The following is a 25,889-nucleotide window of genomic DNA, read 5'->3' as shown; positions in this document are numbered from 1 at the left end:
ACACGGATGGGTGAGCGAAGTCGATGCGCGGTGACGGGGACGGCTGGGCGACGAGCGGGGACGGCAGTCGCTACTGGGGACGGTTCGGTGCAGCCGGGCTGTTGCTTCGTGCGCCCGCGCCCGACGGGGGATCGGCGGTGCTGCTCCAGCACCGTGCGGCCTGGAGCCACCAGGGCGGAACGTGGGCGCTGCCGGGCGGTGCCCGCGACTCCCACGAGACCACCACCCACGCCGCAGTCCGGGAGGCGGAGGAGGAGGCCGGGATCGCCGCCGACCTCCTGCGGGTGCGGGCCGAGCGGGTCACCGCCCGCGCGGGCAGCGGCGACTGGACCTACACGACCGTCGTCGCGGACGCCGACACCAGGCTGCGCACGGTGCCGAACGGCGAGAGCACCGAGCTGCGCTGGGTACCCGAGGACCGGGTCACCGACCTGCCGCTGCACCCCGGCTTCGCGGCCAGTTGGCCCACCCTGCGCGCCACTCCGATCCGTCTGCTCCTCGACACCGCCAACGTCCTCGGGTCGCGGCCCGACGGCTGGTGGCGTGACCGCGCCGTCGCGACGGGCCGGCTGCTCGCCGAACTGGCCGCCACCGTGCCGCGCACGATCGAACTCCCCGACGGCGGCTTCGGATGGCTGCCCCGTGTCGAAGCCGTCCTCGAGGGACAGGCCGCCGCCGTCGCCGGGGTGGACACGCGGGTACCCGTCCACGTCGCGGCCGGCAGCGGCGACGACGCCCTCGCGCAGCTGGCCGGCGGCGCGGGGATCGGCACCACCCTCGCCGGCATCGTCGAGGAGCTGACCGCGGTGGTCACCGCCGACCGCGAACTGCGGGACCGGCTGCCCGACACGGTGCTGCGGCTGTCGCCGTCGACCGTCCTGTCCTGGCTGGGCTGAGGGTCGACGGCGACCGACCCCGGGCGGTCAGGCCGTGGCGGCGGCGTTGCGGTCCAGGGCGTCCGCGAGGGAACGCGCCGCGGCCTGCGGGTCACGGGCCTCGGTGATGGCCCGCACGACGACGATCCGGGTCCCGCCCGCGCCGAGGACCTCCGGCAGCCGCTGCTCGTCGATGCCGCCGATCGCGAACCACGGCATCGTCGGCTGGGACTCGGACACCTGACGGATCAGGTCGAGCCCGGACGCGGCCCGGCCGGGCTTCGTCGGGGTCGCCCACACCGGTCCGGAGGCGAAGTAGTCGACCCCGTCCTCGATCGCGGCGAGCTGGGCCTGGGCCCGGCTCCCGGTGGAGCGGCCGATCACGACGTCCGGCCCGACGACGCGACGTGCGTAGTGCACCGGCAGGTCGCCCTGCCCGAGGTGCAGGACGTCGGCACCGGCCGCGAGCGCGAGGTCGGCGCGGTCGTTGACGGCGAGCAGCGCCCCGTGCCTGCGGCACACCGCGGACAGTTCGGCGAGCGCCGCCAGTTCCTCCCGGGCCTCGAGCCGGCCGAACTCGCGTTCGCCCGCCGACCCCTTGTCCCGGAGCTGGATGATGTCGACGCCGCCGGACAGTGCGGCGTCCGCGAACTTCGCGAGGTCGCCGCGTTCGCGGCGGGCGTCGGTGCAGAGGTAGAGGCGCGCAGTGGCGAGACGCTCACGCGGCGTCGGGCGTGGACCGGCATGCGAGGTGGGCACCCGTCCAACGGTAGTCTCTTGAGTGATCGAAAGTGACACGGGAGTCCCGGCGGACGCGGGGCTGAGAGGGGGCACGCGGGCCCCGACCGTCAGACCTGACCCGGATCATGCCGGCGCAGGGAGTGAGGTGGAGTGGTGAGCAGAACCGTTGCGGTGGTCGGCGGCGGCGTGATCGGACTCGCGGTCGCGTGGCGCGCCGCCCGATCCGGGTGGGCCGCGACCGTGTACGACCCGCGCGTGGGGTCGGGTGCGTCCTGGGTGGCCGGGGGCATGCTGGCACCGCTGTCCGAGGGCTGGCCCGGTGAGGACGACGTCCTCGCCGTGGGTGCGGCGTCGCTGGACCGGTGGCCGGAGTTCGGGACGGAACTCGAACGGGCGACGGGCGAGACGCTGTTCACGTCCCAGAGTTCGATGACCGTCGCCCTGGACGCCGCCGACGCGTCGGACCTGCGCACCGTCGCCGAGTGGCTGGACGGCCGCGGCTACCGGCTCGACCTGCTCACCCGGGCGCAGATCCGGGAAGCGGAACCGTCGCTGGCCCCGACCGTCCGGCTGGCGTTGCTCGCCGCCGCCGAGTTCGCCGTCGACAACCGCGCGCTGGTGCGGGGCCTGCGGTCGGCGGGCGAGGCGGCCGGTGTGCGCTTCGTCGCGGAGACCGTCGCCGACGTCGAGGCACTGCCCGCCGACCAGGTCGTGATCGCCGCCGGGACGGCGTCCACGCGGCTGTGGCCGGGGCTGCCGGTCCGTCCCGTCAAGGGCGAGGTGCTGCGGCTGCGTCACCGGCCGGGTGTCGCGCCCGCGCCGACCCGGACGATCCGCGCCAGCGTCCACGGCCGTCCCGTCTACCTGGTGCCGCGCGGGGACGGACTGGTGGTCGGCGCCACCCAGCACGAGTCCGGGGACGACACCGCGGTCACCGTCGCCGGGGTCCGGGACCTGATCACGGACGCGCAGACGCTGATGCCGAGCATCGGCGAGTACGAGCTGTACGAGACGGCCGCCGGGCTGCGGCCGATGAGCCCGGACAACCTGCCGATCCTGGGCCGGGTGTCGGAGCGGGTGGTGGTGGCGACCGGGCACGGACGCAACGGCATCCTGCTGACCCCGCTGAGCGCGGACGCGGTGGTCGCCGCGCTGTCCGGCACCGACCTTCCGGAGGCGGCGGCGAGCCGACCCGACCGGTTTCGGCACACGAGTGCCGACGCAGCAGTGCACGCGAATGCCGACGCACCAGTGAGGAAATGATGACGAACAGGGTGAACATCGGGATCACCGTCAACGGCGAGGACCATCAGCTGTCCGAGGAATTGACGGTCGCGCAGTTGCTCGAACACCTCGGACTGCCGCAGAAGGGCATCGCGGTCGCTGTGGACGGGGCGGTGTTCCCGCGGGCGTCGTGGGACCGGACCGTCGAGAAGGGTTGGGAGATCGAGATTCTCACGGCGGTGCAGGGTGGCTGAGGGCAGCGTGGCCGACAAGCTGACGATCGCGGGCCGGGTGTTCGGGTCGCGTCTGATCATGGGCACCGGCGGTGCCGCGAACCTGACGGTGCTCGAGGAGGCGCTGGTCGCGTCCGGCACCGAACTGACCACGGTCGCGATGCGCCGCGTCGACGCCGCGGGCGGCACCGGGGTGCTCGACCTGTTGCGACGGTTGGACATCGCGCCGCTGCCGAACACCGCCGGCTGCCGCGGGGCGGCGGAGGCGGTGCTGACGGCGCAGCTCGCGCGGGAGGCACTCGAGACCGACTGGGTCAAGCTCGAGGTCATCGCGGACGACCGCACCCTGCTGCCCGACGCCATCGAACTCGTCAGTGCCGCGGAACAACTGGTCGACGACGGGTTCACCGTGCTGCCGTACACGACCGACGACCCGGTGCTCGCCAAGCGGCTCGAGGACGTCGGTTGTGCCGCGGTGATGCCGCTGGGTGCGCCGATCGGGACCGGGCTCGGGATCTGCAATCCGCACAACATCGAGATGATCGTCGACGCGGCCGGGGTTCCGGTTATCCTCGACGCCGGCATCGGCACCGCCAGCGACGCGGCGCTCGCGATGGAACTCGGCTGCGACGCGGTGCTGCTGGCCACCGCGGTCACCCGGGCGAAGAATCCGGTGCTGATGGCGTCCGCGATGGCGTCGGCCGTCGCGGGCGGTCGACAGGCACGGTTGGCGGGCCGGATACCGAAGCGGTTCTGGGCGCAGGCGTCCTCACCGGAACTGTAGGGCGCACCGCGAGCCGGTCGGTTTTCGTGACCGTGGAGCCCTGCCGGGAGGGCCGCGCGGCGGTAGGCTCGACCACGTGAGCGATCAGCACAGTGGCAGCGACGGCGCCGGTCGGGAACCGGGCGCATTCGAGCTGGCCGCACCCGAGACCATCGACGTCACGCCGGAGATCGACGAGATCGGCGAGTTGCTGCGCAAGTCGGGGCGTGCCCGGCCCGACGACGGGCCGGAGGCGCCGTGGCGGCACGGCTACCCGTACGACAAGAAGATGACGCGGCGTCAGTACGAGCACCGCAAGCGGGCGCTGCAGATCGAACTGCTGAAGCTGCAGGCGTGGGTCAAGGAGAACGACGAGAAGATCGTCATCATCTTCGAAGGCCGGGACGCGGCGGGCAAGGGTGGCGCGATCAAACGGTTCACCGAACACCTCAACCCTCGCGGCGCCCGCGTGATGGCGCTCGAGAAACCGACCGAACGCGAACGCACCCAGTGGTACTTCCAGCGGTACGTCGCACACCTGCCCGCGGGCGGGGAGATCGTGCTGATGGACCGGTCCTGGTACAACCGCGCCGGGGTCGAGCGGGTCATGGGTTACTGCTCACCCACCGAGTACCTCGAATTCACCCGCTCCGCACCGGAATTCGAACGGATGCTGGTGCAGTCGGGCATTCACCTGGTGAAGTTCTGGTTCTCGGTCGGGCGCGAGGAGCAGCACGCCCGGTTCGTGGCCCGCAGCACCGACCCGGTCAAGCAGTGGAAGCTCTCGCCGACCGACCTCGCGAGCCTCGACAAGTGGGACGCCTACACCGAGGCCAAGGAGAACATGCTGTTCTACACCGACACCCCGCACGCGCCGTGGACGATCGTCAAGTCCAACGACAAGAAGCGGGCCCGGCTCGAGGCGATGCGCTGGGTACTGGCGAAGTTCGACTACACCGGCAAGGACCCCAAGATCGTCGGGCACCCGGATCCGCTGCTGATCGGTCCGCCGCAGACCGTCTACGACGAGGGTGAGGACCCGACGAGCAAGTTCCCCCGCATCCCCGCTCCGGTACCGGGCACGCCGAGCGGTAACGGTCAGGTGCGGTAGACGCACCGACCCAGGGGCCGTTCGCGTCGCTCGCCGAGACGACACGGCGCGCGACCTGCGAAAAATGTGCGCGCCCGATTTTTCCGGAATGCTGGCGGTCATGATTGAAGTGAGGGGACTGACCAAGACCTTCGGGGACGTCAAGGCGGTGGACGATCTGACCTTCACCGTCCGGCCCGGAATCGTCACCGGATTCCTCGGGCCCAACGGCGCAGGCAAGTCGACCACCATGCGGATGATCCTCGGCCTGGACCGGCCGACCGCGGGCACCGCGCTGATCGACGGCACGGCGTACCGTGACCTGAGCCAACCGCTGCGCACCGTGGGCGCACTGCTCGACGCGAAGTGGGTGCACCCCAACCGCTCCGCGAAAGCGCACCTGCAGTGGATGGCCGCGTCCAACGGGATTCCGTCCTCCCGCGTCGACGAGGTGCTGCGGATCGTGGGTCTGACCGAGGTCGCCGGGAAGCGGGCGGGCGGATTCTCGCTCGGTATGTCGCAGCGGCTCGGGCTGGCGGGCGCGCTGCTCGGCGACCCGAAGGTGCTGCTCTTCGACGAGCCGGTCAACGGCCTCGACCCCGAGGGCATCGTCTGGATCCGCAAGTTCATGCAGCGACTCGCCGCGGAGGGCCGCACCGTCCTGGTGTCGAGTCACCTGCTGTCCGAGATGGCCCTGACCGCCGACCATCTCGTCGTGATCGGCCGCGGGCGACTCGTATCCGATTCGCCCGTCAAGGAATTCGTCGACCGGTCCTCCGAAGCGTCGGTGCGTGTGCGCAGCCCGCAACTGGACGCGCTGCAGACCGCGCTCGTCGCGCAGGGTCTCGCGGTCGAGGCCGACGGCCAGGGCGAGGACGGCAGCGCCGCCCTGATCGTGCGGGGCACCACCACCGACGCGGTCGGGCAGATCGCCGGCGGTCACGGCATCGTCCTGCACGAGCTGTCGGCGAAACGCGGATCGCTCGAGGACGCGTTCATGAAGATGACCGGTGACGACGTGCAGTACCACACCGACGTGATGGGAGGGGCGCTCTGATGGGTGTCGTGGCAGCGGAGCGAATCAAACTCACCTCGACGAAGTCGCCGTGGTGGTGCACCGTCGCGATCATCGTGCTCGGTCTCGGTCTCGCCGCCGTCATCGGCCTGACCGCGAAGGTGAGCCTGAACGCGTACAACGACCAGATCGCGAGGGGCGAGACTCCGGGCGTCGACCCGTTCCTACCGACCCTGGCCGACTCCGTCGGCGGCGTCACCGGATTCGGTGTGCTCGTCCTGATGATCATGGCCGCACTCGCCGTGACCAGCGAATACCGGTTCGGGATCATCCGCACCACCTTCCAGGCCGTGCCGAAGCGCGACTCCGTGCTGGTGACGAAGGCCGCGCTGATCGGGATCTTCGGTGCGGTGCTGACGTTCGTGCTCACCTTCGGTGCGTACGCCATCGCGAAGGCCGCCGCCGGCAGCGAGGCCGGCGCTTTGCTGACGCTCTCCGGCGCGGAGGCCTGGCGGGCGATCTACGGCGTGCCGATCTACGCGCTGCTGTGCGTCGCGCTGGCGGTCGGGGTCGGCTCGCTGGTGCGGCAGTCGGCGGGTGCGATCACCCTGCTGCTGTTGTGGCCGCTGCTGATCGAGTCGCTGTTCGGCCTGTTCGGCAAGGTCGGGCGGGAGATCCAGCCGTTCCTGCCGTTCGCGAACGCCAACCACTTCCTCGGCTCCGACCAGGGCATCGACTGGCACTGGGGTCCGTGGGGGAGCCTGGTGTACTTCGCGGTATTCGTCGCGATCGTGTTCGGGGCGTCGCTGTACGTCGTCAACCGCCGGGATGCCTGACGGCAGTGGTGCACTTCCGGATGCCGGAGCATCCGAAAGTGCACCACTGCGCCGTAGGCGCCCCATTGCCACCCGCCCGTCGCGCGCGGACACTGGATGCATGGTTGATCGGGAACAGCGAACACCCTTCTACGGAATCGTTCTGATCCTGGCCTCGATGCTCGGCGCGTTCGCCGTGAACTACTACGGGGTCGGTCCCTACTGGTTCCGGATCGCGGTCTACCTCGTCGCTGCCATGGTGATCCTGGTCGGTGCCGTGATGACCTTCAGGGACTATTCGCGCTGACCGTCCGCGGCGTCCGTGTGCAGGCGCCACAGCGGGGAGACGGGCCCGTGCCCCGCCCCGAGGTCGTACGACGCGGCGAGGCAGCGCGTGACCCACTGCTTCCCGAACTCGACGGCGTCGGGCATCGGGTACCCGTGCGCGAGGGCGGACGCGATCGACGCGGCGAGGGTGTCGCCGCCGCCGTGGTCGTTGCCGGTGTCGATGCGGGGACTGGTGAACTCGTGGAAACGCTCCCCGTCGAACAGCAGGTCCGTCGACTCGGTCGACGTGCGCAGATGCCCGCCCTTGACCAGTGCCCACTGCGCACCCAGTCCGTGCAGCGCCTCCGCCGCCCGCCGCGCCGTCGCGTCGTCGACCACCTCGATGCCGGTGATCAGCCGGACCTCGTCGAGATTCGGGGTGACGAGCGACGCCAGCGGGATCAGCGTGTGCCGGACCGCGTCCAGGGCCTCCTCGTGCAGGAGCGGATCACCGTGCATCGACGCGCACACCGGATCGACGACCAGCGGCACCGGGGTGCCCCGGCCGATGCCGACCTCGCCGCACACCTGCGCGACCGACTCGATGATCGCGGTCGACGCCAGCATCCCGGTCTTCGCGGCGCTCACCCCGATGTCCTCGACGACGCACCGCACCTGGTCCGCGACCACCTGCGGCGGAATCTCGTGAAAACCGCTGACCCCCACCGAGTTCTGTACGGTCACGGCCGCGACCGCGACGCAGGCGTGCACGCCGAGCAGCGCCATCGTGCGCGAATCGGCCTGGATGCCCGCACCGCCGCCGGAGTCGGTTCCGGCGATGGTGAGGACGCGAACGGGAGTCTGACCATCGGGGGTCAGCGGCAGCAGCTTCACAACCGGTGAGCCTAACGACCCGTGGGAACGACGGGCAGGTACACCTGGCTTCCGCTGCCCGCGAACTCCGCGGACTTCTCCGCCATGCCCGCCTCCAACGCCACCGCGTCGGTGAGCCCGTGCTCCTCCGCGTAGGCGCGGACGTCCGCCGAGATGCGCATCGAGCAGAACTTCGGGCCGCACATCGAGCAGAAGTGCGCGGTCTTCGCCGGCTCGGCGGGCAGCGTCTCGTCGTGGTACTCGCGGGCGGTGTCCGGGTCGAGCGACAGCGCGAACTGGTCGTGCCAGCGGAACTCGAAGCGCGCCGTCGACAGCGCGTCGTCACGTTCCTGCGCCCGGGGGTGGCCCTTGGCCAGGTCCGCCGCGTGCGCGGCGATCTTGTACGCGATGACGCCGACCTTCACGTCGTCCCGGTTCGGCAGTCCCAGATGCTCTTTCGGGGTGACGTAGCAGAGCATCGCGGTCCCGGCCTGGGCGATCATCGCGGCACCGATCGCCGACGTGATGTGGTCGTAGGCGGGCGCGATGTCGGTGGCGAGCGGTCCGAGGGTGTAGAACGGCGCCTCCTCGCACCACTCCTCCTCGAGTCGCACGTTCTCGACGATCTTGTGCATCGGCACGTGGCCCGGTCCCTCGATCATCACCTGCACGCCATGTGATTTCGCGATCGTGGTGAGTTCGCCGAGGGTGCGCAGTTCGGCGAACTGGGCCTCGTCGTTGGCATCCGCGATCGACCCGGGACGCAGTCCGTCGCCGAGCGAGAACGTCACGTCGTAGCGCGCGAGGATCTCGCAGAGTTCCTCGAAGTGCGTGTACAGGAACGACTCCCGGTGGTGTGCGAGACACCAGGCCGCCATGATCGAGCCGCCGCGGGAGACGATCCCGGTGACCCGCTTCGCGGTGAGCGGTACGTACCGCAGCAGCACACCGGCGTGGACGGTCATGTAGTCGACGCCCTGCTCGCACTGCTCGATCACGGTGTCCCGGTACAACTCCCACGTCAGCTTGGTCGGATCCCCGCCGACCTTCTCGAGTGCCTGGTAGATCGGCACCGTGCCCACCGGCACGGGGGAGTTGCGCAGGATCCACTCCCGGGTCTCGTGGATGTTCTTCCCGGTGGACAGGTCCATGATGGTGTCGGCGCCCCAGCGGGTCGCCCACACCATCTTCTCGACCTCCTCGGCGATCGACGAACTGACCGCCGAGTTGCCGATGTTCGCGTTCACCTTGACGGCGAACCGCTTGCCGATCACCATCGGTTCGAGCTCGGGGTGGCGGCGGTTGGCCGGGATCACCGCGCGACCCGCGGCTACCTCCTCGCGCACGACTTCGGGTGAAACACCTTCGCGGGCAGCGCAATAGCGCATCTCGTCGGTCACGACACCGGCGCGTGCCCAGCCCAGCTGCGTGGTGGCGCCCGCGGGGCGCGGCCACGCCGAGCGCACCGGCGGCAGGCCCGCTTCCAGGTCGATCGTCGCGTTCGTGTCGGTGTACGGGCCGGAGGTGTCGTACAGGTCCAGGTGTGCCCCGGTGGTCAGGTGGACGCGCCGGACCGGGACCGACAGCCCGTCGACGTCCAGGTACTGCTTGCTGCTCCCCTCGATCGGCCCGGTGGTGACGGACGGCTCGGTGGTGACAGAGGTGTGCCTCATCGAGAATCTCCCTACGCCGGCATTACCCGGTCAGGTTCATACGGTCGACGGCCCTGAGCGCTCGACGAAGAGCTAGCCGTCCTCTCAGCCCGCTGGTGCGAGCCCCCGTGGGTTGTTGAGTTGTCGCCCGAGACCATAGCGGGCTGTCGCGCGCGACCGCCAGTGGGGGGCGGTTGCGGGCCGGTTCGGGCGCCGTCCGGTCGGCAATTTCCGGGTAGCCCTGTTGCCCGCCGCGACACCGCACCTATAGTGGCGTGCATCACATTTTGTTACGGGTGTAGGGAGAGGCTGATGATTGCGGATACGCCGACTGCGGAGGTGGCGAACAATGCGTCCCAGAGTCGCTTCGAGTTGTGGCTGAACGGCGACCTCGTCGGCATCCTCGGCTACTACGACATCGATGCGAACAGCGGTTCCACCGGCGCGCAGCACCGGCGTGGCGCACCCATCGTCTCGTTCCTGCACACCGTGATCGTGGAGGACTTCGGTCATCGCGGACTCGCCGCCGTGATAGTGCGGGGAGCGCTCGACGCGGCCCGTCGCTACGGGTGGCGGGTCCGCCCGGTCTGCACCTACGTGCAGCGGTTCGTCGCCGCCCACCCCGAGTACCGCGACATGCTCGTCGCGGTGTGACGACGCCTACTTGACCCCCGGGCGGCGATTCGGCCACGATTCGACGAAGGATGGGCGACAACTTGTCTCCACCGCGCTGTGCGGGCGGTGCCGCGGCGGGCCGGCTGCTTGCATGAACGACATGTTCAGAAGGCACAACGGTCCGGTGCGCGCACCCGTCACGGTGCGGCGCGCCGATCCCGCCCGGGCGCAGGTCGAGGACGATCCCGCGCACTCGCGTTTCGACCTGTGGGTCGACGACGAACTGGTCGGGATCCTCGGGTACCGCTGCCTCGGCGTCGGCGGCGTCGGCGGCGTCGACGGCGCGCCGGAGGACGGCTGCCGCGTCGCACTGATGCACACCGTGATCAAAGAGGAGCACGGCGGCCGCGGGTGGGCGGCCGTCCTCGTCCACGAGGTGCTCGAGGAGGCACGGGTCCGGCGGTGGCGAGTGCACCCGGTGTGCACGTACGTGCAGCGCTACCTCGGCACCCACACCGAGTACCTCACCCTGGTCGACGACGCGCCGTGACGCGTCGCGCGCTCAGCTCAGCTCGACGACGACCGGGGCGTGGTCGCTGGCACCCTTGCCCTTTCGCTCGTCCCGGTCGATCGACGCGGAGGTGACCCGCGCGGCGAGCGCCGGCGAGGCGAACTGGTAGTCGATGCGCATGCCCTGTCGCTTCGGGAACCGCAGCTGCGTGTAGTCCCAGTAGGTGTACACGCCGGGGCCGGGGGTGTGCTGACGCGTCACCTCCGTGAACCCGATCTCCTCGAATGCGAAGAACGCGTCGCGTTCCGGCTGCGAGGTGTGCGTCTTGCCCACGAACAGCGCCGGATCCCACACGTCCTCGTCGGTGGCCGCGACGTTCCAGTCGCCGACCAGCGCGATCTGCGCGTTCGGGTCGTCAGCCAGCCATTTCGCGGCATCGTCCCGCAGCGTCGCCAACCAGTCCAGCTTGTACGCGTAGTGCGGGTCCGCCAACTCGCGGCCGTTCGGCACGTACAGGCTCCAGACCCGCACTCCGCCACACGTCGCGCCGATCGCGCGGGCCTCCACGACCGGCGTCGCGAGGTCGAGGGTGTCCGCGGCCGCCTTCGCGAATCCCGGCTGGCCCTCGAACCCGACCTGCACGTCCTCGAGTCCGACCCGGGAGATGATCGCGACACCGTTCCACTGGCTCAGTCCGACATGCGCGACCTCGTAGCCGAGGTCGGTGAAGCGTTCGGTCGGGAACTGGTCGTCACGGCACTTGGTCTCCTGAATCGCCAGGACGTCCGTCTCGGTCCGCGTCAACCAGTCCACCACCCGGTCGGTCCGGGCCCGCACCGAGTTCACATTCCACGTCGCCAATCGCATGCCCGCAGCGTAGTTCGGCCCCACGACACCGAACCCCACCGGGTGAAGGTGCCCTTCGTGCGATCAGGCCGCACGAAGGGCGCCTTCAGCCGAAAGGGGGTGGGGGTCAGGGGGTGGGTGCGGTGGCGTACCGGTAGCGGTGGTGGTCGACGAACCCGAGGGCGCGGTAGAGCGCGATCGCGCCGGCGTTGTCCTCCTCGACCTGGACGTAGGTGTGGGTCGCCCCGCGGTCGCGGCCCCAGCGGATCATCTCCCCGCAGATCAGGAACCCGAGCCCGCGACGTCGGTGCGCCTGCGCCACCTCGACCGCCGCCAGCCCGACCCACCGGCGGTCGTCCGGGGCGTCGGTGATCGCTGCGCGGGTGATCGCCAGCGTCTCGGCTCCGCCGCGCACCGCGCCGAACGCGACCCGGCCGTCGCGGACGGCCGAGAGCACCGCGAGGGCCGGCTCCGGAAGTAGCGCACCGCGATAGTGGTAGGACGCCAACCAGTCGGGGCCCGGCCGATCGGTCACCTCGACGATCGAGGTGCCGTCGGGCAGGGTGAGATTGCCGATGTCGGCGGCCATGACCAGCGTCTCGCCACCCGTGGTCCAGCCCTCGGGTGCCGTGCCGAGCCGGTCCGGCAGCAGCAGCGTCAGCGCCCGGCCCCGCTCGGCGTACCACGCCCGCAACCGTTCGAGGGTCTCACCGGAGTACAGGTCGCCGATCCGGTGCGCCCGACCCAGCGGCGCCGCCGCATTGGCCCGGCGGGTGAAACCGTCGCCGTACCGCAGCAACCACCCGTCGATCCAGGTCTGCTCGGTGCCCGGCCAGGCGTCCGCCGCGGCCAGTTCGAGCGCGCGGATCTCCCGGGACGCCACCGGACGCGCGCCCAGTGTCTTGAGCGCGACGACCTGGTCCGCAGACACCTGCACGACGCGTCCGTCCGGCGCCCGGACCACCACGGCGGGTGACAGGGCGACGAGCTCCCCGATGATGTCGGTCAGCGGCTGCGGATACCCCGGCGGCAACTTGTACCGCAGGACCACGCGGTTGCCCGGGCGCGGCGGGCGGTGTCCCGCCGCCGCGATGCGGACGGTCTGCGCGTCGTGTTCGTCCCCGGCGGGGACGTCAGTCATCGTGTCCGAACGGATCCTCCACCGTGCCCGGAACCCAGCTCAGGCCCGGAACGCCCCAGCCGGACCGCTTGATGATCTTCTTCGCGGCGCGGGCGTGCCTGCCGATCAGCACGTCCGTGTAGAGGAAACCGTCCAGGTGCCCGACCTCGTGCTGCAGCATCCGCGCGAAGAAACCGGTGCCCTCGATCTCGACCGGATCGCCGTTCGCGTCGACGCCCGTGACCTTCGCCCAGGTCGCCCGGCCGGTCGGGAACTGCTCACCGGGCACGGACAGGCAGCCCTCGTCGTCGTCCTCCGGATCCGGCATGGTCTCCGGGATCTCCGACGTCTCGAGAACGGGGTTGATCACCTCGCCGCGGCGGCGGGCACCGTCCCGATCGGAGTCGTAGTCGGGGCAGTCGTAGACGAACAGACGCAGGCCGACACCGACCTGGTTGGCGGCCAGCCCGACCCCGTTCGCGGCGTCCATGGTGTCGTACATGTCGGAGACGAGCTCCGCCACCTCGGACAGGGGCTGCGTCACCGGCTGGGTCGGCTCGTGCAGCACCGGGTCGCCCACGATCCGGATCGGAAGAATAGCCATGGTCACAGAGAATAGTGGGACTCGCCGCGGGGTCCGTCCCCGGTGGTCGGCGAACCCGCTGACGGTCGGGGCAACCGGCGGGTGAACCGCCGAACGACGCGCCCGTTGGAACCGGCGATCCTGTCGGGGGACCGTGGTTGAATATCCGGAGCACACGGTTGTAATTCGCCGCCCGGTCCGCGGAGCCGACCGGGCGGACGGGGAGTTTTTGGCTTCGCTGAGCCTGGGCGGGAGCTCGACGTTGAGGAGTGAGATGGACGGCGCAGCCGCGCGTAGCCGGAATTCGGAGCCGACCGACCTGCAGGACGCGAACGAGGTCGGGGAGGACGGCCTCACTCGCCGCGACCACGACATTCTCGCCTTCGAGCGGCAGTGGTGGAAGTACGCGGGCGCCAAGGAGGACGCCATCAAGGAGCTCTTCGGGATGTCCGCGACCCGCTACTACCAGGTTCTCAACGGCCTCGTGGACCGTCCGGAAGCCCTCGCCGCGGACCCGATGCTGGTCAAACGTCTGCGCCGCCTGCGGGCGAGCAGGCAGAAGGCACGCGCGGCACGCCGGCTCGGGTTCGACGTCACCTAGGGGATGTCGGATGCCGGCAACCATGCGCGGACCCGTAAGGTCGAGACAGTGAGCACCCCGCAGCCAGCATCGTCGGGACCGCCCCTGCGCGCGCTCGCGATGGTCCTCATCGCCCTCGCGATCGCGTTCGCGGGTATCGGTGCGATGAGCCTGTCCAACTCGGACGCCGAATCCCGGGCCACCGAGGTCGTACCCGGTGTCGCCCCCGTGTCGGCCGTTCCCAACAGCCCCGGTGCGTCGGCCCGGCCGACGACGACCACGCCCGCCGCCAGTGCCGTCCCGCTCGCCGCGGCAAGCTCCCAGTCGGCGTCGAGCGGCACCGTCGACCGCTCGTCGGTCTCGGTCCGCGTGTTCAACAACAGCACCGTCAGCGGGCTCGCCGCGGAGACGGCGAGCACCCTCGAATCGGGCGGGTGGACGGTGTCGGAGACCGGCAACTACAGCACCGGCAACGTCTCCCGGACCACCGTTTACTACAGCGCCGGCTCGGCGGCGGAGAAGCAGGCCGCGCAGGAGATCGCCGACGAGCTCGGGATCGTCTCCGAACAGCGCTTCTCCGGTATCGCCACTGCCTCCCCGGGCGTGATCGTCATCGTCACCTCGCCCTAGGGAAGTCCCGTCCGCGTGCCGCGCGCACGTCAACTATGCCCCGTCGTAGACCACCGGTCGGCCGGCAACTCCGGCTGGCTATGATCAGTGCACTTCCAGCCCATCTCGAAGGAGCGGTTTGATGGCCTTGCTTACCCGACGCGATTCGCAGACGACCCGGTCCCGCCGCGTTTCCCTGCGCGTGGTCACCCCGATGGTTGCGATCGCGGCAGCGGGCCTGACCGCGTGCAGCCCGCCCAACCAGGAGGCGAGCGACGTCGAGGGCACCACTCCGGCGGTCTGGACCGGAGCCGCGGCACCGGCGGGCGAGCACAGCGAGGGCACCTCCGGCAGCTCCGAGCATGTCGAGCGGATCAACGTCGTTCTGCAGGGTGCGGACGGCAAGGCTGCCGGCACCGCGACCTTCGTCGGCTCCGGCGACGGCGTTGTCGTCACGGTCGCCGCGAACGGTCTCGCGCCCGGTTTCCACGGACTGCACATCCACTCGGTCGGCACCTGTGAGGGCGACTTCACCTCCGCGGGCGGGCACCTCCAGGTCGAGGGTCACACCGGCCACCCGGCCAGCGGCGACCTGCCGTCGCTGTTCGTGGGACAGAACGGCACCGGGAACCTGACCACCACCACCGACGCGTTCACCATCGAGGACCTGCAGAACCACGGTGACGGCCGGGCGATCGTCGTGCACGCCGGTGCCGACAACTTCGCCAACATCCCCACCCGGTACGCGCCGGCACCCGATCAGACCACCCTCGACACCGGTGACGCCGGTGCGCGAGTCGCCTGCGGTGTGATCAAGTAACAGGTGTGATCGAGTAACACCCTCCTTTCGTCGCGGCGCCGCGACCGGACGACCAGGCCCCCGGCCGGTTCCGGTCGCGGCGCCGTCGTCGTCTCTCTGTGATTGGATTCCGCTGTGGCAGTGCACTTCGCCGGTTCGCCCCGGCCAACGATCGGCGTCGAGTGGGAGGTCGCGCTCGTCGACCCGACCACGCGCGACCTGTCCAACACCGCTGCGCAGGTGCTGGCCGCCGCGGACGAGTTGGCCGGTGACCACGAGGCGCGGCTGCACAAGGAGTTCCTGCGGAACACCGTCGAACTCGTCACCGGGATCTGCGCGACCACCGCGGAGGCGATGGACGACCTGCGCGAGACGATGGCGTTGCTGCGCCGGGCCGCGGCGCGGGAGAACGTCGAACTGATGTGTGCGGGCACCCACCCCTTCGCGCAGTGGTCCACCCAGCAGGTGACACCGAACCCGCACTACGACGAGATGATCAACCGCACCCAGTGGTGGGGACGGCAGATGCTGATCTGGGGCGTGCACGTCCACGTCGGGGTGTCGTCGGCGCACAAGGTGTTCCCCATCATCAACGCGCTGCTGGTGAAGTATCCGCACCTGCTCGCGCTGTCGGCGTCGTCCCCGATGTGGGCGGGCACCGACACCGGATACGCCAGCAACCGGGCACTGATGTTCCAGCAGCTGCCGACCGCCGGCCTGCCGTTCCAGTTCGAGACGTGGGCGCAGTTCGAGGGGTTCGTGCACGACCAGATGAAGACCGGCGTCATCGAACGGCTCGGCGCGCTGCACTGGGACATCCGGCCGGCTCCGCAGTGGGGGACGATCGAGGTCCGGGTCTGCGACGGCGTGTCCACCCGCGCCGAACTCGAGTCGCTGGTGGCGCTGATCCACTGCCTGGTGGTCCACTTCGACCGGCAGCTCGAGGCCGGGGTCGAACTGCCGGGTATGCCGCCGTGGCACGTGCAGGAGAACAAGTGGCGCGCCGCCCGCTACGGCCTGGACGCGGAGATCATCCTCGACGCCGACAGCAACGAGCGGCTCGTCACCGAGGACCTCGACGACCTGCTCGAGCAGCTGGCGCCGCTGGCGGTCGAGCTCGGTTGTGCGGACGAACTGGCCCGTGTGGCCGACATCCCGCGGCGCGGCGCGTCCTACCAGAGGCAACGCGCCGTCGCGGCGGACAACGGCGGTGACCTGACCGCCGTCGTCGATTCCCTCGTGGCCGAATTGAAGCGTTAAGGCGCAGTTCACGCACCGTTTACTATGTACAGGTGCTGATCGACGACTCGTCCGTCTCCGCGCCCCGGCGACGCGCGGACGGGGCGTTTCCCGTCGCGCTCGTCGCGACCCTCGCTGTGGCCGTCGCCCTGGTGTTCCTGCAGTTCGTCGCCACCCGCTCGGGCTTCGAGGGACCGCTGCAGTCGCTCACCCGGGACTTCGTCGGTACGCCCAAGTCGATGTCCGTGCCGTGGGCGGCGCTGGCGCTCGGCCTCGTCGGACTGATCAACCGGCAGCGGCTGATCGCCGTGGCCGTCGCCGTCGGCATCGACGTGGTGGTCCTCGGGGCGCGTCTGCTGGGCGGTGCTCCCGTCGCGGTCGGCAACGGTCCGACGTGGGTGCTGCTCGGTATCGCCGCGGTCGCCGCGGTCCGCTGGACCGGCGACCTGCGCCGGAGCGCACTGCTCGGCGCGGGTCTCGGTGCGATGCTGGCCGTCGCGATCAAGATCGGCGACGTCTGGCTGCAGATCACGGTGATGACCCGGCCCGCGGTGCTCGACCAGTACGTCGAACTCGCCGACCGCGCGTTCGGCCGGCCCTCGTGGATGATGGGGCAGGTCGTCGACGCGCTCGGCCCCGCCGGATACGGCGTCCTGCACTGGGTGTACATCCAGCTGCCCGTCGCGGCGATCGCGGTCGCCCTCTACCAGCTCCGCAACGGCTGGCCGTCGCATCACCTCGTACGGACCTTCCTCGCGATCGGGATGATCGGCCCGCTGTTCTACCTCGTCTTCCCGGTCGTCGGGCCCGACTTCGCCTTCGGCGGCGAAGGGAACGGCGCACAGCTCGGCGACTTCTGGCCGACGCTCCTGCCGACCGGCACCGACCCGGCGTCGTTCGTGTTCGACTCGCCGGCACCCCGCAACTGCATGCCCAGCCTGCACACCGCGTGGGCGTTGGCGATCTTCGTGCACACCCGGCGGGGACCGTTCTGGCTGCGGTGGGGCGGCACGGCGTGGCTGGTCTGCACGCTGGCGGCGACGCTCGGCTTCGGCTACCACTACGGTGTCGACCTCGTCGCCGGTGTCGTGCTCAGCCTCACCATCGAGTCCGGTCTGCGGGACCCGGAGCGGGGCTGGGACCGGTCCCGGATCCGGCTCGTGTGCAGCGGGACCGCAGCGTTCGTCGCGCTCCTCACGGGCTACCGCTACCTCGCCGGTCCGATCGCCGCGGTCCCGCTCCTGTCGGTGCCGGTGATCCTCGGGATGATGCTCGCCGTGGTCGTCGGCTTCCACGCGACGTTCTTCGCGGCACCCGAGTCGACGCTGGGCCGGTTGGCGGGGCGCGGCCCCGAGGACGAGTTCGCCCGTATGTGAGGCGGCGGGTCTACCGCGTGGGTGGGCTCTGGTCGTCGAGATCGCCGACGATGCCCATCCCGTCGCGACTGCGCTGCTCCCGATACGCGACCCGGCCGACGGTGTGCGCGATCACCGGCGCGGTGAGCAGTGTGAACAGGCCGACGAGGACGAGCATCCAGATGTCGACGTTGCCGCGCAGTCGGATCACCGCCCCGGCGAGGACCAGGACCAGGCCGACCACCTGAGGCTTCGTCGCGGCATGCATCCGCGAGAGGGTGTCGGGGAAGCGGACGATGCCGATCGCGGCGGTCATCGCGAGCAGCGCGCCGAGCAGGATCGACACGGCGGCGAGGACGTCGAGTGCGGTGCTCACTGGTCGTCACGCACCCGGAACCGGGCCACCGACACCGAGCCGACGAAACCGACCAGCGAGAGCGCGACGATCGCCGGCACCAGCGTGGTGTCCATGCTGAAGGTCGCCCACACCGCCAGCCCGCAGATCGCGACCGCGACGAGGGTGTCCATCGCGACGAGCCGGTCCAGGGTGGCGGGGCCGGCGAGCAGGCGGTACGAGGTCAGCACCGCGGCGACCGACAACATCACCCCGGCGATCACGAGAACGGTCGTCACGGGAGCTCCCTTCGGACGGCGGGGTCGACGGCGTCGTGCAGCGGGGACGGCGTCCACTCCGAGTCCCGCTCGAACGACGCGATGAACAGCGCCTCGAGCCGGCGAACGGTCCGGTAGAACTGCCGGACCGCCCTGTCGGTGCTGACGTCGAGGACGTGGACGTAGACCATGCGCTTGACCTGGTCGACCTCGAGCACCATGGTGCCGGGGATCAGGTTGAGCACGTCGACGCACAGGGTGAGCACGAGGTCGGACTTGATGGCCAGCCGGCACCGCAGGACCCCGGTCACCGGGGGAGGTCCGGGTCGCACGGCCAGCCACGCGACCTGCGCGCTCGACTGCGCCGCGTACCAGAGGCTCAGACCGATCAGCTTCACGATCGACCACGGGTGGATGCGTCCCTCGACGGGCACCCGCGGCAGCGGCAGCAGAACGGTGATGAGGATCGCGACGATCAGCCCGCCGACGATGTTGGCGACGCTGACGTTGCCCCACAACAGGATCCAGACGAGGGTCAGCCAGGCCAGTGTCCCGGCCCGCAGCGCGACTTCCCGGGTCATCGTCCGCCTCCCGCCGCCGTGGCCTGTTCGACGTACCCGGGACCGAGGACGGCGTCGATGTAGATCGACCGGTCCTGCAGATCGGTCGCGGCCCGGTCGGTGACCGCGATGATCTGGCCGGCGAACACCGTCAGCGCGACGCCGACACCGACGAGGGCGATGGTCGGTCCCAGCATCAGCGCGGGCATCCGCCCGACGTCCTCACGGTCGACGAACGCGATGTCCTCCTCCGACTCGTCGATCAGCGCGGACGGGCTGACGTCGGCGAGGCCGCCCTCGGGGGCGTCCGCGCGGGCCCGCCAGAACGCCTTGGTCCAGACGCGGGCGACGACGTAGAGCGTCAGCAGGCTGGTGGCGGTGCCGCCGGCGACCAGCACCCAGGACAGCACGCTCGGGTGGGCGGCGCCGGCCTGCAGCAGCGCGATCTTGCCGATGAAACCGGAGAACGGCGGGATCCCGCCGAGGTTCAGTGCCGGGATCAGGAAGACGACCGCCAGGACCGGGCTGGCGGCGGCGAGACTGCCGAGCCGGCGCAGCGACGACGATCCGGCCTGCCGTTCGATGAGCCCCACGACGAGGAACAGTGTCGTCTGCACGATGATGTGGTGCGCGACGTAGTAGATCGCGCCCGACAGGCCCTGCTGGGTGGACAGCGCGATGCCGAACACCATGTAGCCGATGTGACTGACCAGGGTGAACGAGAGCAGTCGTTTGATGTCGGACTGGGCGATGGCGCCGAGGATGCCGACGATCATCGTCAGCAGACCGCACACCATCAGCACGTCGTCCAGCTCGCCCTGCGGGAACAGCAGCGTGTGGGCGCGGATGATCGCGTACACACCGACCTTGGTGAGCAGGCCCGCGAACACCGCGGTCACCGGGGCGGGCGCGGTCGGGTAGGAGTCGGGCAACCAGGTCGACAGCGGGAACACCGCCGCCTTGATGCCGAACGCGACGAGCAGGACGCCGAAGATCGCCATCCGGGTGCCGTCCGGGATGTCGTCGAACCGCAACGCCATCTGCGCCATGTTCAGGGTGCCGGTGGCGCCGTAGGCGAGGGCGATGCCGATCAGGAAGATCAGCGACGACACCATCGACACCATCACGTACGAGACGCCCGCGCGGACCCGGTCGGCGCTGGCACCGAGGGTCAGCAGCACGAACGACGCCGCGAGCAGCACCTCGAACCCGACGTACAGGTTGAACAGGTCCCCGGCGAGGAAGGCGTTGGAGATGCCCGCCGTCAGCGCCAGGTAGGTGGGTAGGAAGATCGACACCGGCTGCCGTTCGGTGCCGTCGTGGATACCCTGCCCGACGGCGAACGCCATGACGGCGAGCAGCACGACGTACGAGACGACCAGCATGATCGCCGACAACCGGTCGACGACCAGGGTGATGCCGATCGGGGAGTCCCAACCGCCGACCTGCAGCGCGGACGTGCCGTCCCGGTCCGCGAGGTACAACAGCAGACCGGAGACCGTCAGCCCGGCGACGAGCGCCGCCATCGTGATCGCACGCTGGAACCGGGGACGGCGACCGCCGATCAGTGTCACCGCGGCGGCGAGCATCGGGATCAGCACCGGCAGCGGTGTCAGGGTCTGCATCACGTCGGGGGAGATCGTCATCGGCGATCACCACCCGGGGTGGGCACCGACTCGGCGTCGGGATCGTCCCGCGGATCGTCGTCCCCGGACGCACCGACCGGGGCCTCGCGGGGCTCGGCATCGCCTTCGGGATCGAACTCGTCGAAGTCGCCTTCGCGCAGGTCCTCGTACACCTCGAGGTCCTCGAGGTTGGTGAGCTGTTCGAGTGGGATGGGGTTGCCCTTGTCGTCGAAGGCGTCGCCGCCGAACGTGGAGTCGCCGGTGATCGGGTCGTCCGAACGGTCGTGGTCGGGGGCCTCCGCGGGGGTCCGGCGACGCTTGACCTTGGTGTCCTCGGCGTCGTCGTCGACGGAGTCCTTGGTGTTGATCTTGTAGGACCGGTACGCCAGCGCCATCACGAACGCGGCGATGCCCATCGTGATGACGATCGCGGTCAGGATCATCGCCTGCGCGAGGGGGTCGGCCATCCGCTCGTACACGGCGTTGGTGCGGCCGACGATCGGAGCGCTGCCGGGCGGGCCGCCGACCGAGAGGATCAGCAGGTTGACGCCGTTGCCGAACAGCATCAGGCCGAGCAGCATCTTGGTGATCGACCGCTCCAGCAGCAGGTACACGCCGCACGACACGAGCACGCCGATGACGACGAGGAAACCGATGTTCACGCTCACCGGACCAGCACCTGCTCCCCGGTCTCGGGGCGGTTCTCGACCTCGGCGTCGAGTCGGGCACCGAGGCTGCGCAGCACGTCGAGGACGAGTCCGACGACGATCAGGTACACGCCGAGGTCGAAGAACAGCGCGGTGACCAGCTTGATGTGGCCGAGCACCGGGAGGGTCAGCTCGATCGTCGCCGACGACAACGCGGGGGCACCGAGGAACAGCGACGTCAGCGCCGTGCCCGCGGAGAAGATCAGACCGAGGCCGAGGATCTTGCCGGCATCGATGGGAACGGCCTCCCCGAGCTCGTACCGCCCGCCCGCGAGGTAGCGCAGTACCAGCGCCAGGCCCGCGGTGAGGCCGCCGGCGAAGCCGCCGCCCGGCGCGTTGTGCCCGGAGAAGAAGAAGTACACCGACAGCACCATCATGGTCGGGAAGATCATCCGGGTGGTGACCTCGAGGACCAGCGAGCGGTGCCGCGGATCGATCAGGTCGCCGCCGCGCAGCCACGTGGTCTCGGTCGGCGACGGCTCGAACGAGGGCACGTCCGCGACGCGGGGGGCGGTGCCGAACCGGCGGGTGCGGAACACCAGCGACGCGACGCCCGTCGCGGCGACGAGCAGCACGGAGATCTCGCCGAGGGTGTCCCAGGCGCGGATGTCGACGAGCAGCACGTTGACCACGTTCTTGCCGTTGCCGACGTGGTAGGCGAGGTCCGGCATGTGCACGGAGATGGGCTCGGCGGAGCGGGCGGTCATCGCGACCGCGGCGAGCGCGGTCACCGTCGCCCCCACCGCCACACCGAGCAGCGCCCGCGCCGGCTTGAACCCGACGGACTGACGCTCGTCGATCTCGGCGGGCAGCTTGCGCAGCACCAGCACGAAGATCACCAGCGTGAGGGTCTCGACGAGGAACTGGGTCAGGGCCAGGTCCGGTGCGCCGTCGAGGGCGAAGATCACACCACAGCCGTAGCCGGTGACGCCGACGAGGATGACCGCGGCGAGCCGGTTGCGCATCACCGTCGCGGCGAGCGCGGCGGCGATCATGATCAGGCCGACCGCGAACTGGATCGGCGACTCCCACAGGTGCAGCCGCATCCCCGAGTCCGTGCCGGCGACCAGCAGGATCGTCGGGAGCAGCACGAGGGTGACCAGGATCGTCGCCTGCGTCAGCGGAAGCGAACCGCGCTGGGTGGTGCCGGTCAACCGCATCGACAGGGTGTCCATGCCGCGCAGCGTCGCGTCGTAGATCCGCTCGGCGTTGCCCAGCGGCGGGTGTTCGAACCGGAGCCGGCTGATCCACCGGTGCGCGAGGTACAGCCCGACACCGGCGACGACCACCAGGATCGTCAGCCACAGGGCGAGCCCGAACCCGTGCCACAACGCGAGGTGGTAGTCGTGGCCGTAGCTCGGGAGGCTGTCCGCGTACGCGCTGAGCAGGGTGTCCATCACCGGGGCGATGAGGCCGGTGGCCAGACCGGCGACGGCGAGCAGCGCCGGCGACGCCAGGAACAGCGGTCCCGGCGTGTGCATCGACGCCACCGCCGGGCTCGGCCGCTTCAGCTGTTTGCGGCCGAACGCACCCCAGACGAAACGGATGCTGTACGCGACGGTGAGGATCGAGCCCGCCACGATGCCCGCCAGCTCGAGGCTGCGGACGGTCGGGTCGAGCACGGACGCCGTCGCGATCGCCTCGAGCGCACTTTCCTTGCCGACGAACCCGAAGAACGGGGGCAGCCCGGCCATGCTCGCCGCCGCTGCGACCGCGATCCCGCACAGCACCGGCGCCGCCTTGCCGAGGTGCGCGAGTTTGCGGATGTCGCGGGTACCGGTGGTGTGGTCGATGACGCCGACCACCATGAACAGTGCGGCCTTGAACATCGCGTGCGCGACGACCAGGGCGATACCGGCGAGCGCTGCGTCGTGGGTGCCGGTACCGACCAGGATGGTGAGGAAGCCCAGCTGGCTGACGGTGCCGAAGGCGAGGATCAGCTTGAGGTCGAAGGCGCGCATCGCCCGCCAGCCGCCGAGGAGCATCGTGGCGAGTCCGAGGGTGAGCACGGTGATGCGCCACGGCGCGGAGTCGGAGAAACCGGGTGCCAGCCGGGCGATCAGGTAGATGCCCGCCTTGACCATTGCCGCGGCGTGCAGGTAGGCGCTGACCGGTGTCGGCGCGGCCATCGCGCCGGGCAGCCAGAAGTGCATCGGGACAATCGCCGACTTGGACAGGGCGCCGACCAGGACCAGCACCACACCGACCGCCGCGGCCCAGCCTCCCGGTGGGTTCGCGAGCAGCACCGAGAGTTGGTAGCTGCCGCCGACCTGGCCGAGAATGATGAACCCGACGAGCATCGCGAGGCCGCCCGCGGTGGTCACCAGCAGGGCCTGGGTGGCGGCGCGGCGACTGGACGCGCGTTCGGCGTAGTGCCCGACCAACAGGAACGACAGGATCGTCGTCAGTTCCCAGAACGTGTAGAGGATCAGCATGTTGTCGCTGGTGACCAGACCGAACATGGCGCCGGCGAACGCGACCATCTCGGCGGCGAAGATCCCGAGCCGGGTTTCGTCGCTCTGGAAGTACCGCGAGCAGTAGATCAGCACCAGGGTGCCGATGCCGAGGATCAGGGCGGACATGATCGCGGCGAGGGAGTCGAACCGCATGTCGATGTCCATCGACAGCCCGGGCGCCCAGGCGATGTGCAGTGACTGCTCGGTGTTCCAGTTCGCGATCACCCAGACCAGCGACGCCGCGGGCACCAGCGACAGCGGCAGAAATGCGTTGCGCCCCATTGTTCGCACGGCAGCAGGCGCCAGAAGGGCGGCGAGTGCGTGGGCGAACAATATTGCGAGCAAGGGCACTCCGTCGTGGTCGTGTGCCGGTGGCGGCGGGGTGTCGATACGCCCGGGAGTATCCGGGCGACCGATGTCCAGTTTAGGGGATGCGCACTTTTCGTCACCAGGCGGCTCCGCCACCCGTGTGCGATTTCGGTGGCTCCGCCCACCGAGAGCGCGCACCGGCACGAAGCGCCCTACCCTGTGTGAATGGCCGAGATCAGGACCGTCGCCCTCGCCCACATCAAGGACCGCCGCATGCTCCAGGCCCGGTCCGCCGGCAAGTCCGCGTTCTACATGGCCGGCGGGAAGATCGACCCGGGGGAGACGCCGGAACAGGCTCTGCACAGGGAGATTCGCGAGGAGCTCGACGCCGGGATCCGGGGCGGCACCCTCGAGGAACTCGGGATCTTCGAGGCCGAGGCGTTCGGGCATCCGCCCGGCACCCGGCTCCACATGACCTGCTACCTCGCCGACCTGACGAGCGAGCCGACGGCGACGAGCGAGATCGCGGAACTGCGGTACTTCACCGCCGACGAGTACGCGGCGATGCCGGAATCGGCGCCCGGATCACGGTTGGTGTTCGAGCACCTGCGTTCCCGCGGGCTCGTGGACTGACGACGTGATCTTCACGGCCGCGACACTCGACGGGCTCGTCTCCGGTGCCGTGACGCTGGCTTTCCGGCGGTGGGACCGGCCGCGGGTCAGAGCGGGCGGCAGACAGCGCACCCCGGTCGGGGTGATCGCGTTCGACACGGTCGAGGAGATCGCACCGGACGAGGTGACGGACGACGACGCGCGGGCGGCGGGATTCGACTCCGCCGCCGCACTGCTGGTCTTCGTCGACAGAAAGGCGCACGGCCCGAACCTCTACCGGATCCGGTTGCGGCGCGCCGGCCCGGACCCGCGTGCGGCGTTGCGGGAAGACGCGGCACTGACGGACGACGACCTCGAGGCGCTGCGCCGCCGGTTGGCGCGGATGGACGCGAACGGCGCGTGGACCGAGGCGACGCTGCGGCTGATCGCGGAGCGGCCCGCGGTCGTCTCGACGGAACTCGCACCCGTGGTCGGGCTCGACCGGCCGACGTTCAAGCAGAGGGTGCGCCGCCTGAAGGAGCTGGGGCTGACCGAGAGCCTCGACGTCGGATACCGGATCAGCCCCCGAGGACGGGCGTTGCTGGACCGGTGGGCGGGCGGCGGCTGAGAGGCCCGTTCGGCGGAAAACCGCTGTGGCGCTGCTCACGCGGGACTGGATTCGGCAGTCATCGCAGACACCCGACGCAAGTCCATCTCCGTCGCGGAGGTTCCGCACGGCATCAACTCCGGCGCAGAGAACAGCGTCGACCACAACCACCTGCCGCGTGCGGAGGCGACGGGGAACGTCACGGTGCGTCCGCTGCACGAGGTCACGGAGATCCGGGAGGTGCGGGGTGGCAACACCTTCGAGGCGATCGCGACCCGGATCGACGGGGATCCCTCGACTGGAACGCCGCCACCTCTCGCGTCGAGCTCGACCATCCGTACGCCGAGGGCGTCAGCGACCTGGACGTGCGGGCGGCGCGGTTCGCGGGCCGCTTCCACGAGCGGGCCGACGTCCGGTACGGGCGCCCGGCGAACGGGGTGCCCGTCCATTCCAGGGCCTTCGGGTTCGGCAGTGCCGCAACGTATCACGGACTCGGAGGACTGGGGTGGCGCTGACGCGCCAGTGGTGGGCGGTGGGGGGCGGGGGGGGGGGGGGGGGGCCCACAACGGCGCACACCCCACAAGAGAGCGGGCACCACGCCCCCCCCCCGGTGCGGG

General features: G+C 70.3%; 30 protein-coding genes and 2 riboswitches. Of the genes, 17 read left to right on the top strand and 13 right to left on the bottom strand.

What is annotated here, in order from left to right:
• The first annotated feature begins 23 nt into the window (after positions 1–23).
• Positions 24–896, top strand: a complete 873-nt coding sequence (locus ACFYVR_RS19745; protein WP_387476231.1) for an NUDIX domain-containing protein — start codon at positions 24–26, stop codon at positions 894–896.
• Between the two features lie 27 nt (positions 897–923).
• On the opposite strand, the gene thiE is transcribed toward ACFYVR_RS19745, so the two are convergent.
• On the bottom strand, positions 924–1,634 hold the full coding sequence (gene thiE / locus ACFYVR_RS19740; protein ID WP_387476229.1) for a thiamine phosphate synthase: 711 nt from the start codon (positions 1,632–1,634) through the stop codon (positions 924–926).
• A gap of 27 nt (positions 1,635–1,661) precedes the next feature.
• Positions 1,662–1,773: riboswitch (TPP riboswitch) on the top strand.
• Between thiE and thiO the strand changes: the two genes are divergently transcribed.
• From thiO to ACFYVR_RS19705, 7 genes are all read left to right on the top strand, one after another.
• Entirely contained in the window at positions 1,770–2,879 is a 1,110-nt protein-coding gene (thiO, locus tag ACFYVR_RS19735; protein WP_387476227.1) for a glycine oxidase ThiO, read from the top strand. It overlaps the preceding riboswitch by 4 nt.
• Positions 2,879–3,094 (top strand): sulfur carrier protein ThiS, encoded by a 216-nt coding sequence (gene thiS, locus ACFYVR_RS19730; protein ID WP_387476225.1) that lies wholly within the window; start codon positions 2,879–2,881, stop codon positions 3,092–3,094. The genes thiO and thiS overlap by 1 nt, the downstream gene beginning before the upstream one ends.
• Positions 3,095–3,101: 7 nt before the next feature.
• Positions 3,102–3,857 (top strand): thiazole synthase, encoded by a 756-nt coding sequence (locus ACFYVR_RS19725; RefSeq protein ID WP_387476267.1) that lies wholly within the window; start codon positions 3,102–3,104, stop codon positions 3,855–3,857.
• Between the two features lie 133 nt (positions 3,858–3,990).
• The gene (ppk2, locus tag ACFYVR_RS19720; protein WP_387476265.1) at positions 3,991–4,947 is read left to right on the top strand and encodes a polyphosphate kinase 2; all 957 of its coding nucleotides are present in this window, start codon (positions 3,991–3,993) and stop codon (positions 4,945–4,947) included.
• Between the two features lie 100 nt (positions 4,948–5,047).
• Positions 5,048–5,983 carry an ABC transporter ATP-binding protein gene (locus tag ACFYVR_RS19715; RefSeq protein WP_387476223.1) on the top strand — a complete coding sequence of 312 codons (936 nt, stop codon included), beginning with the start codon at positions 5,048–5,050 and terminating at the stop codon, positions 5,981–5,983.
• Positions 5,983–6,777: an ABC transporter permease gene (locus tag ACFYVR_RS19710; RefSeq protein ID WP_387476221.1), complete on the top strand. Its 795-nt coding sequence runs from the start codon at positions 5,983–5,985 to the stop codon at positions 6,775–6,777. Before ACFYVR_RS19715 ends, ACFYVR_RS19710 begins: the two co-directional genes overlap by 1 nt.
• Before the next feature lie 100 nt (positions 6,778–6,877).
• The gene (locus tag ACFYVR_RS19705) at positions 6,878–7,063 is read left to right on the top strand and encodes a hypothetical protein (protein WP_387476219.1); all 186 of its coding nucleotides are present in this window, start codon (positions 6,878–6,880) and stop codon (positions 7,061–7,063) included.
• On the opposite strand, the gene thiD is transcribed toward ACFYVR_RS19705, so the two are convergent.
• Both thiD and thiC read right to left on the bottom strand, forming a co-directional pair.
• The gene (gene thiD, locus ACFYVR_RS19700; RefSeq protein WP_387476217.1) at positions 7,051–7,917 is read right to left on the bottom strand and encodes a bifunctional hydroxymethylpyrimidine kinase/phosphomethylpyrimidine kinase; all 867 of its coding nucleotides are present in this window, start codon (positions 7,915–7,917) and stop codon (positions 7,051–7,053) included. The two genes, ACFYVR_RS19705 and thiD, sit on opposite strands and share 13 nt — an antisense overlap.
• 11 nt (positions 7,918–7,928) lie before the next feature.
• Positions 7,929–9,569 carry a phosphomethylpyrimidine synthase ThiC gene (gene thiC, locus ACFYVR_RS19695; protein ID WP_387476215.1) on the bottom strand — a complete coding sequence of 547 codons (1,641 nt, stop codon included), beginning with the start codon at positions 9,567–9,569 and terminating at the stop codon, positions 7,929–7,931.
• Positions 9,561–9,688: riboswitch (TPP riboswitch) on the bottom strand. (Overlaps the previous gene by 9 nt.)
• Positions 9,689–9,860: 172 nt before the next feature.
• On the opposite strand from thiC, the gene ACFYVR_RS19690 reads away from it, so the two are divergent.
• Both ACFYVR_RS19690 and ACFYVR_RS19685 read left to right on the top strand, forming a co-directional pair.
• Positions 9,861–10,202 (top strand): GNAT family N-acetyltransferase, encoded by a 342-nt coding sequence (locus ACFYVR_RS19690; RefSeq protein WP_387476214.1) that lies wholly within the window; start codon positions 9,861–9,863, stop codon positions 10,200–10,202.
• A 121-nt stretch (positions 10,203–10,323) separates the two neighbouring features.
• A complete protein-coding gene (locus ACFYVR_RS19685) occupies positions 10,324–10,713 on the top strand; it encodes a GNAT family N-acetyltransferase (protein WP_387476212.1) in 390 nt (129 codons plus the stop codon).
• 12 nt (positions 10,714–10,725) lie between these two features.
• On the opposite strand, the gene ACFYVR_RS19680 is transcribed toward ACFYVR_RS19685, so the two are convergent.
• From ACFYVR_RS19680 to ACFYVR_RS19670, 3 genes are all read right to left on the bottom strand, one after another.
• Positions 10,726–11,541: an exodeoxyribonuclease III gene (locus ACFYVR_RS19680; protein WP_387476210.1), complete on the bottom strand. Its 816-nt coding sequence runs from the start codon at positions 11,539–11,541 to the stop codon at positions 10,726–10,728.
• A 106-nt stretch (positions 11,542–11,647) separates the two neighbouring features.
• A complete protein-coding gene (locus tag ACFYVR_RS19675; RefSeq protein WP_387476263.1) occupies positions 11,648–12,571 on the bottom strand; it encodes a GNAT family N-acetyltransferase in 924 nt (307 codons plus the stop codon).
• 82 nt (positions 12,572–12,653) lie between these two features.
• Positions 12,654–13,244, bottom strand: coding sequence for a peptide deformylase (locus tag ACFYVR_RS19670; RefSeq protein ID WP_387476208.1), 591 nt, complete (start codon positions 13,242–13,244; stop codon positions 12,654–12,656).
• A 253-nt stretch (positions 13,245–13,497) separates the two neighbouring features.
• Between ACFYVR_RS19670 and ACFYVR_RS19665 the strand changes: the two genes are divergently transcribed.
• From ACFYVR_RS19665 to ACFYVR_RS19645, 5 genes are all read left to right on the top strand, one after another.
• Positions 13,498–13,824, top strand: coding sequence for a DUF3263 domain-containing protein (locus tag ACFYVR_RS19665; protein ID WP_387476206.1), 327 nt, complete (start codon positions 13,498–13,500; stop codon positions 13,822–13,824).
• Positions 13,825–13,872: 48 nt separating this feature from the next.
• Positions 13,873–14,433, top strand: coding sequence for a LytR C-terminal domain-containing protein (locus ACFYVR_RS19660; protein WP_387476204.1), 561 nt, complete (start codon positions 13,873–13,875; stop codon positions 14,431–14,433).
• Positions 14,434–14,554: 121 nt separating this feature from the next.
• Positions 14,555–15,232, top strand: coding sequence for a superoxide dismutase family protein (locus ACFYVR_RS19655; protein ID WP_387476202.1), 678 nt, complete (start codon positions 14,555–14,557; stop codon positions 15,230–15,232).
• Positions 15,233–15,346: 114 nt separating this feature from the next.
• Positions 15,347–16,471: a glutamate--cysteine ligase gene (locus tag ACFYVR_RS19650; RefSeq protein ID WP_387476200.1), complete on the top strand. Its 1,125-nt coding sequence runs from the start codon at positions 15,347–15,349 to the stop codon at positions 16,469–16,471.
• Between the two features lie 32 nt (positions 16,472–16,503).
• Positions 16,504–17,826, top strand: a complete 1,323-nt coding sequence (locus ACFYVR_RS19645) for a DUF5933 domain-containing protein (protein ID WP_387476198.1) — start codon at positions 16,504–16,506, stop codon at positions 17,824–17,826.
• Positions 17,827–17,836: 10 nt separating this feature from the next.
• On the opposite strand, the gene mnhG is transcribed toward ACFYVR_RS19645, so the two are convergent.
• Genes mnhG through ACFYVR_RS19615 form a run of 6 tightly spaced genes read right to left on the bottom strand, consistent with a single transcriptional unit; the run spans position 17,837 to position 24,110 of the window.
• On the bottom strand, positions 17,837–18,181 hold the full coding sequence (gene mnhG, locus ACFYVR_RS19640; protein ID WP_387476196.1) for a monovalent cation/H(+) antiporter subunit G: 345 nt from the start codon (positions 18,179–18,181) through the stop codon (positions 17,837–17,839).
• On the bottom strand, positions 18,178–18,438 hold the full coding sequence (locus ACFYVR_RS19635) for a monovalent cation/H+ antiporter complex subunit F (protein WP_387476194.1): 261 nt from the start codon (positions 18,436–18,438) through the stop codon (positions 18,178–18,180). The genes mnhG and ACFYVR_RS19635 overlap by 4 nt, the downstream gene beginning before the upstream one ends.
• Entirely contained in the window at positions 18,435–18,998 is a 564-nt protein-coding gene (locus ACFYVR_RS19630; protein WP_387476192.1) for a Na+/H+ antiporter subunit E, read from the bottom strand. The genes ACFYVR_RS19635 and ACFYVR_RS19630 overlap by 4 nt, the downstream gene beginning before the upstream one ends.
• Positions 18,995–20,623: a Na+/H+ antiporter subunit D gene (locus ACFYVR_RS19625; protein WP_387476190.1), complete on the bottom strand. Its 1,629-nt coding sequence runs from the start codon at positions 20,621–20,623 to the stop codon at positions 18,995–18,997. Before ACFYVR_RS19625 ends, ACFYVR_RS19630 begins: the two co-directional genes overlap by 4 nt.
• Positions 20,620–21,270 carry a Na(+)/H(+) antiporter subunit C gene (locus tag ACFYVR_RS19620; RefSeq protein WP_387476188.1) on the bottom strand — a complete coding sequence of 217 codons (651 nt, stop codon included), beginning with the start codon at positions 21,268–21,270 and terminating at the stop codon, positions 20,620–20,622. The genes ACFYVR_RS19625 and ACFYVR_RS19620 overlap by 4 nt, the downstream gene beginning before the upstream one ends.
• Positions 21,267–24,110, bottom strand: coding sequence for a Na+/H+ antiporter subunit A (locus tag ACFYVR_RS19615; protein WP_387476186.1), 2,844 nt, complete (start codon positions 24,108–24,110; stop codon positions 21,267–21,269). Before ACFYVR_RS19615 ends, ACFYVR_RS19620 begins: the two co-directional genes overlap by 4 nt.
• Positions 24,111–24,299: 189 nt before the next feature.
• Here ACFYVR_RS19615 and ACFYVR_RS19610 point away from each other — a divergent pair, with 189 nt between their 5' ends.
• On the top strand, positions 24,300–24,707 hold the full coding sequence (locus tag ACFYVR_RS19610) for an NUDIX domain-containing protein (protein ID WP_387476184.1): 408 nt from the start codon (positions 24,300–24,302) through the stop codon (positions 24,705–24,707).
• 4 nt (positions 24,708–24,711) lie between these two features.
• Complete coding sequence (locus ACFYVR_RS19605) at positions 24,712–25,293, top strand: hypothetical protein (protein ID WP_387476182.1); 582 nt, start codon at positions 24,712–24,714, stop codon at positions 25,291–25,293.
• Positions 25,294–25,328: 35 nt separating this feature from the next.
• Here ACFYVR_RS19605 and ACFYVR_RS19600 read toward each other — a convergent pair whose 3' ends face one another.
• Positions 25,329–25,721: a hypothetical protein gene (locus ACFYVR_RS19600; protein ID WP_387476180.1), complete on the bottom strand. Its 393-nt coding sequence runs from the start codon at positions 25,719–25,721 to the stop codon at positions 25,329–25,331.
• Positions 25,722–25,889: the final 168 nt, after the last annotated feature.

Origin of the sequence: Rhodococcus sp. NPDC003318 (genome assembly GCF_042879035.1) — a bacterium.
Lineage (GTDB): Bacteria > Actinomycetota > Actinomycetes > Mycobacteriales > Mycobacteriaceae > Rhodococcus_G.
Note: the sequence above shows the minus strand (reverse complement) of the source record. Positions and strands in the feature narration are given on the sequence as shown.

What these genes read in the sequence shown, in the direction of transcription:
- ACFYVR_RS19715 (WP_387476223.1), top strand. Translation starts at nt 5,048, where the DNA reads ATGATTGAAGTGAGGGGACTGACCAAGACCTTCGGGGACGTCAAGGCG.
- thiS (WP_387476225.1), top strand. Translation starts at nt 2,879, where the DNA reads ATGACGAACAGGGTGAACATCGGGATCACCGTCAACGGCGAGGACCAT.
- ACFYVR_RS19630 (WP_387476192.1), bottom strand. Translation starts at nt 18,998, where the DNA reads ATGACCCGGGAAGTCGCGCTGCGGGCCGGGACACTGGCCTGGCTGACC.
- ACFYVR_RS19685 (WP_387476212.1), top strand. Translation starts at nt 10,324, where the DNA reads ATGTTCAGAAGGCACAACGGTCCGGTGCGCGCACCCGTCACGGTGCGG.
- ACFYVR_RS19680 (WP_387476210.1), bottom strand. Translation starts at nt 11,541, where the DNA reads ATGCGATTGGCGACGTGGAATGTGAACTCGGTGCGGGCCCGGACCGAC.
- ACFYVR_RS19705 (WP_387476219.1), top strand. Translation starts at nt 6,878, where the DNA reads ATGGTTGATCGGGAACAGCGAACACCCTTCTACGGAATCGTTCTGATC.
- ACFYVR_RS19610 (WP_387476184.1), top strand. Translation starts at nt 24,300, where the DNA reads ATGGCCGAGATCAGGACCGTCGCCCTCGCCCACATCAAGGACCGCCGC.
- ACFYVR_RS19710 (WP_387476221.1), top strand. Translation starts at nt 5,983, where the DNA reads ATGGGTGTCGTGGCAGCGGAGCGAATCAAACTCACCTCGACGAAGTCG.
- ACFYVR_RS19625 (WP_387476190.1), bottom strand. Translation starts at nt 20,623, where the DNA reads ATGACGATCTCCCCCGACGTGATGCAGACCCTGACACCGCTGCCGGTG.
- ACFYVR_RS19600 (WP_387476180.1), bottom strand. Translation starts at nt 25,721, where the DNA reads ATGGACGGGCACCCCGTTCGCCGGGCGCCCGTACCGGACGTCGGCCCG.
- ACFYVR_RS19690 (WP_387476214.1), top strand. Translation starts at nt 9,861, where the DNA reads ATGATTGCGGATACGCCGACTGCGGAGGTGGCGAACAATGCGTCCCAG.
- ACFYVR_RS19670 (WP_387476208.1), bottom strand. Translation starts at nt 13,244, where the DNA reads ATGGCTATTCTTCCGATCCGGATCGTGGGCGACCCGGTGCTGCACGAG.
- ACFYVR_RS19655 (WP_387476202.1), top strand. Translation starts at nt 14,555, where the DNA reads ATGGCCTTGCTTACCCGACGCGATTCGCAGACGACCCGGTCCCGCCGC.
- thiC (WP_387476215.1), bottom strand. Translation starts at nt 9,569, where the DNA reads ATGAGGCACACCTCTGTCACCACCGAGCCGTCCGTCACCACCGGGCCG.
- ACFYVR_RS19745 (WP_387476231.1), top strand. Translation starts at nt 24, where the DNA reads ATGCGCGGTGACGGGGACGGCTGGGCGACGAGCGGGGACGGCAGTCGC.
- ACFYVR_RS19665 (WP_387476206.1), top strand. Translation starts at nt 13,498, where the DNA reads ATGGACGGCGCAGCCGCGCGTAGCCGGAATTCGGAGCCGACCGACCTG.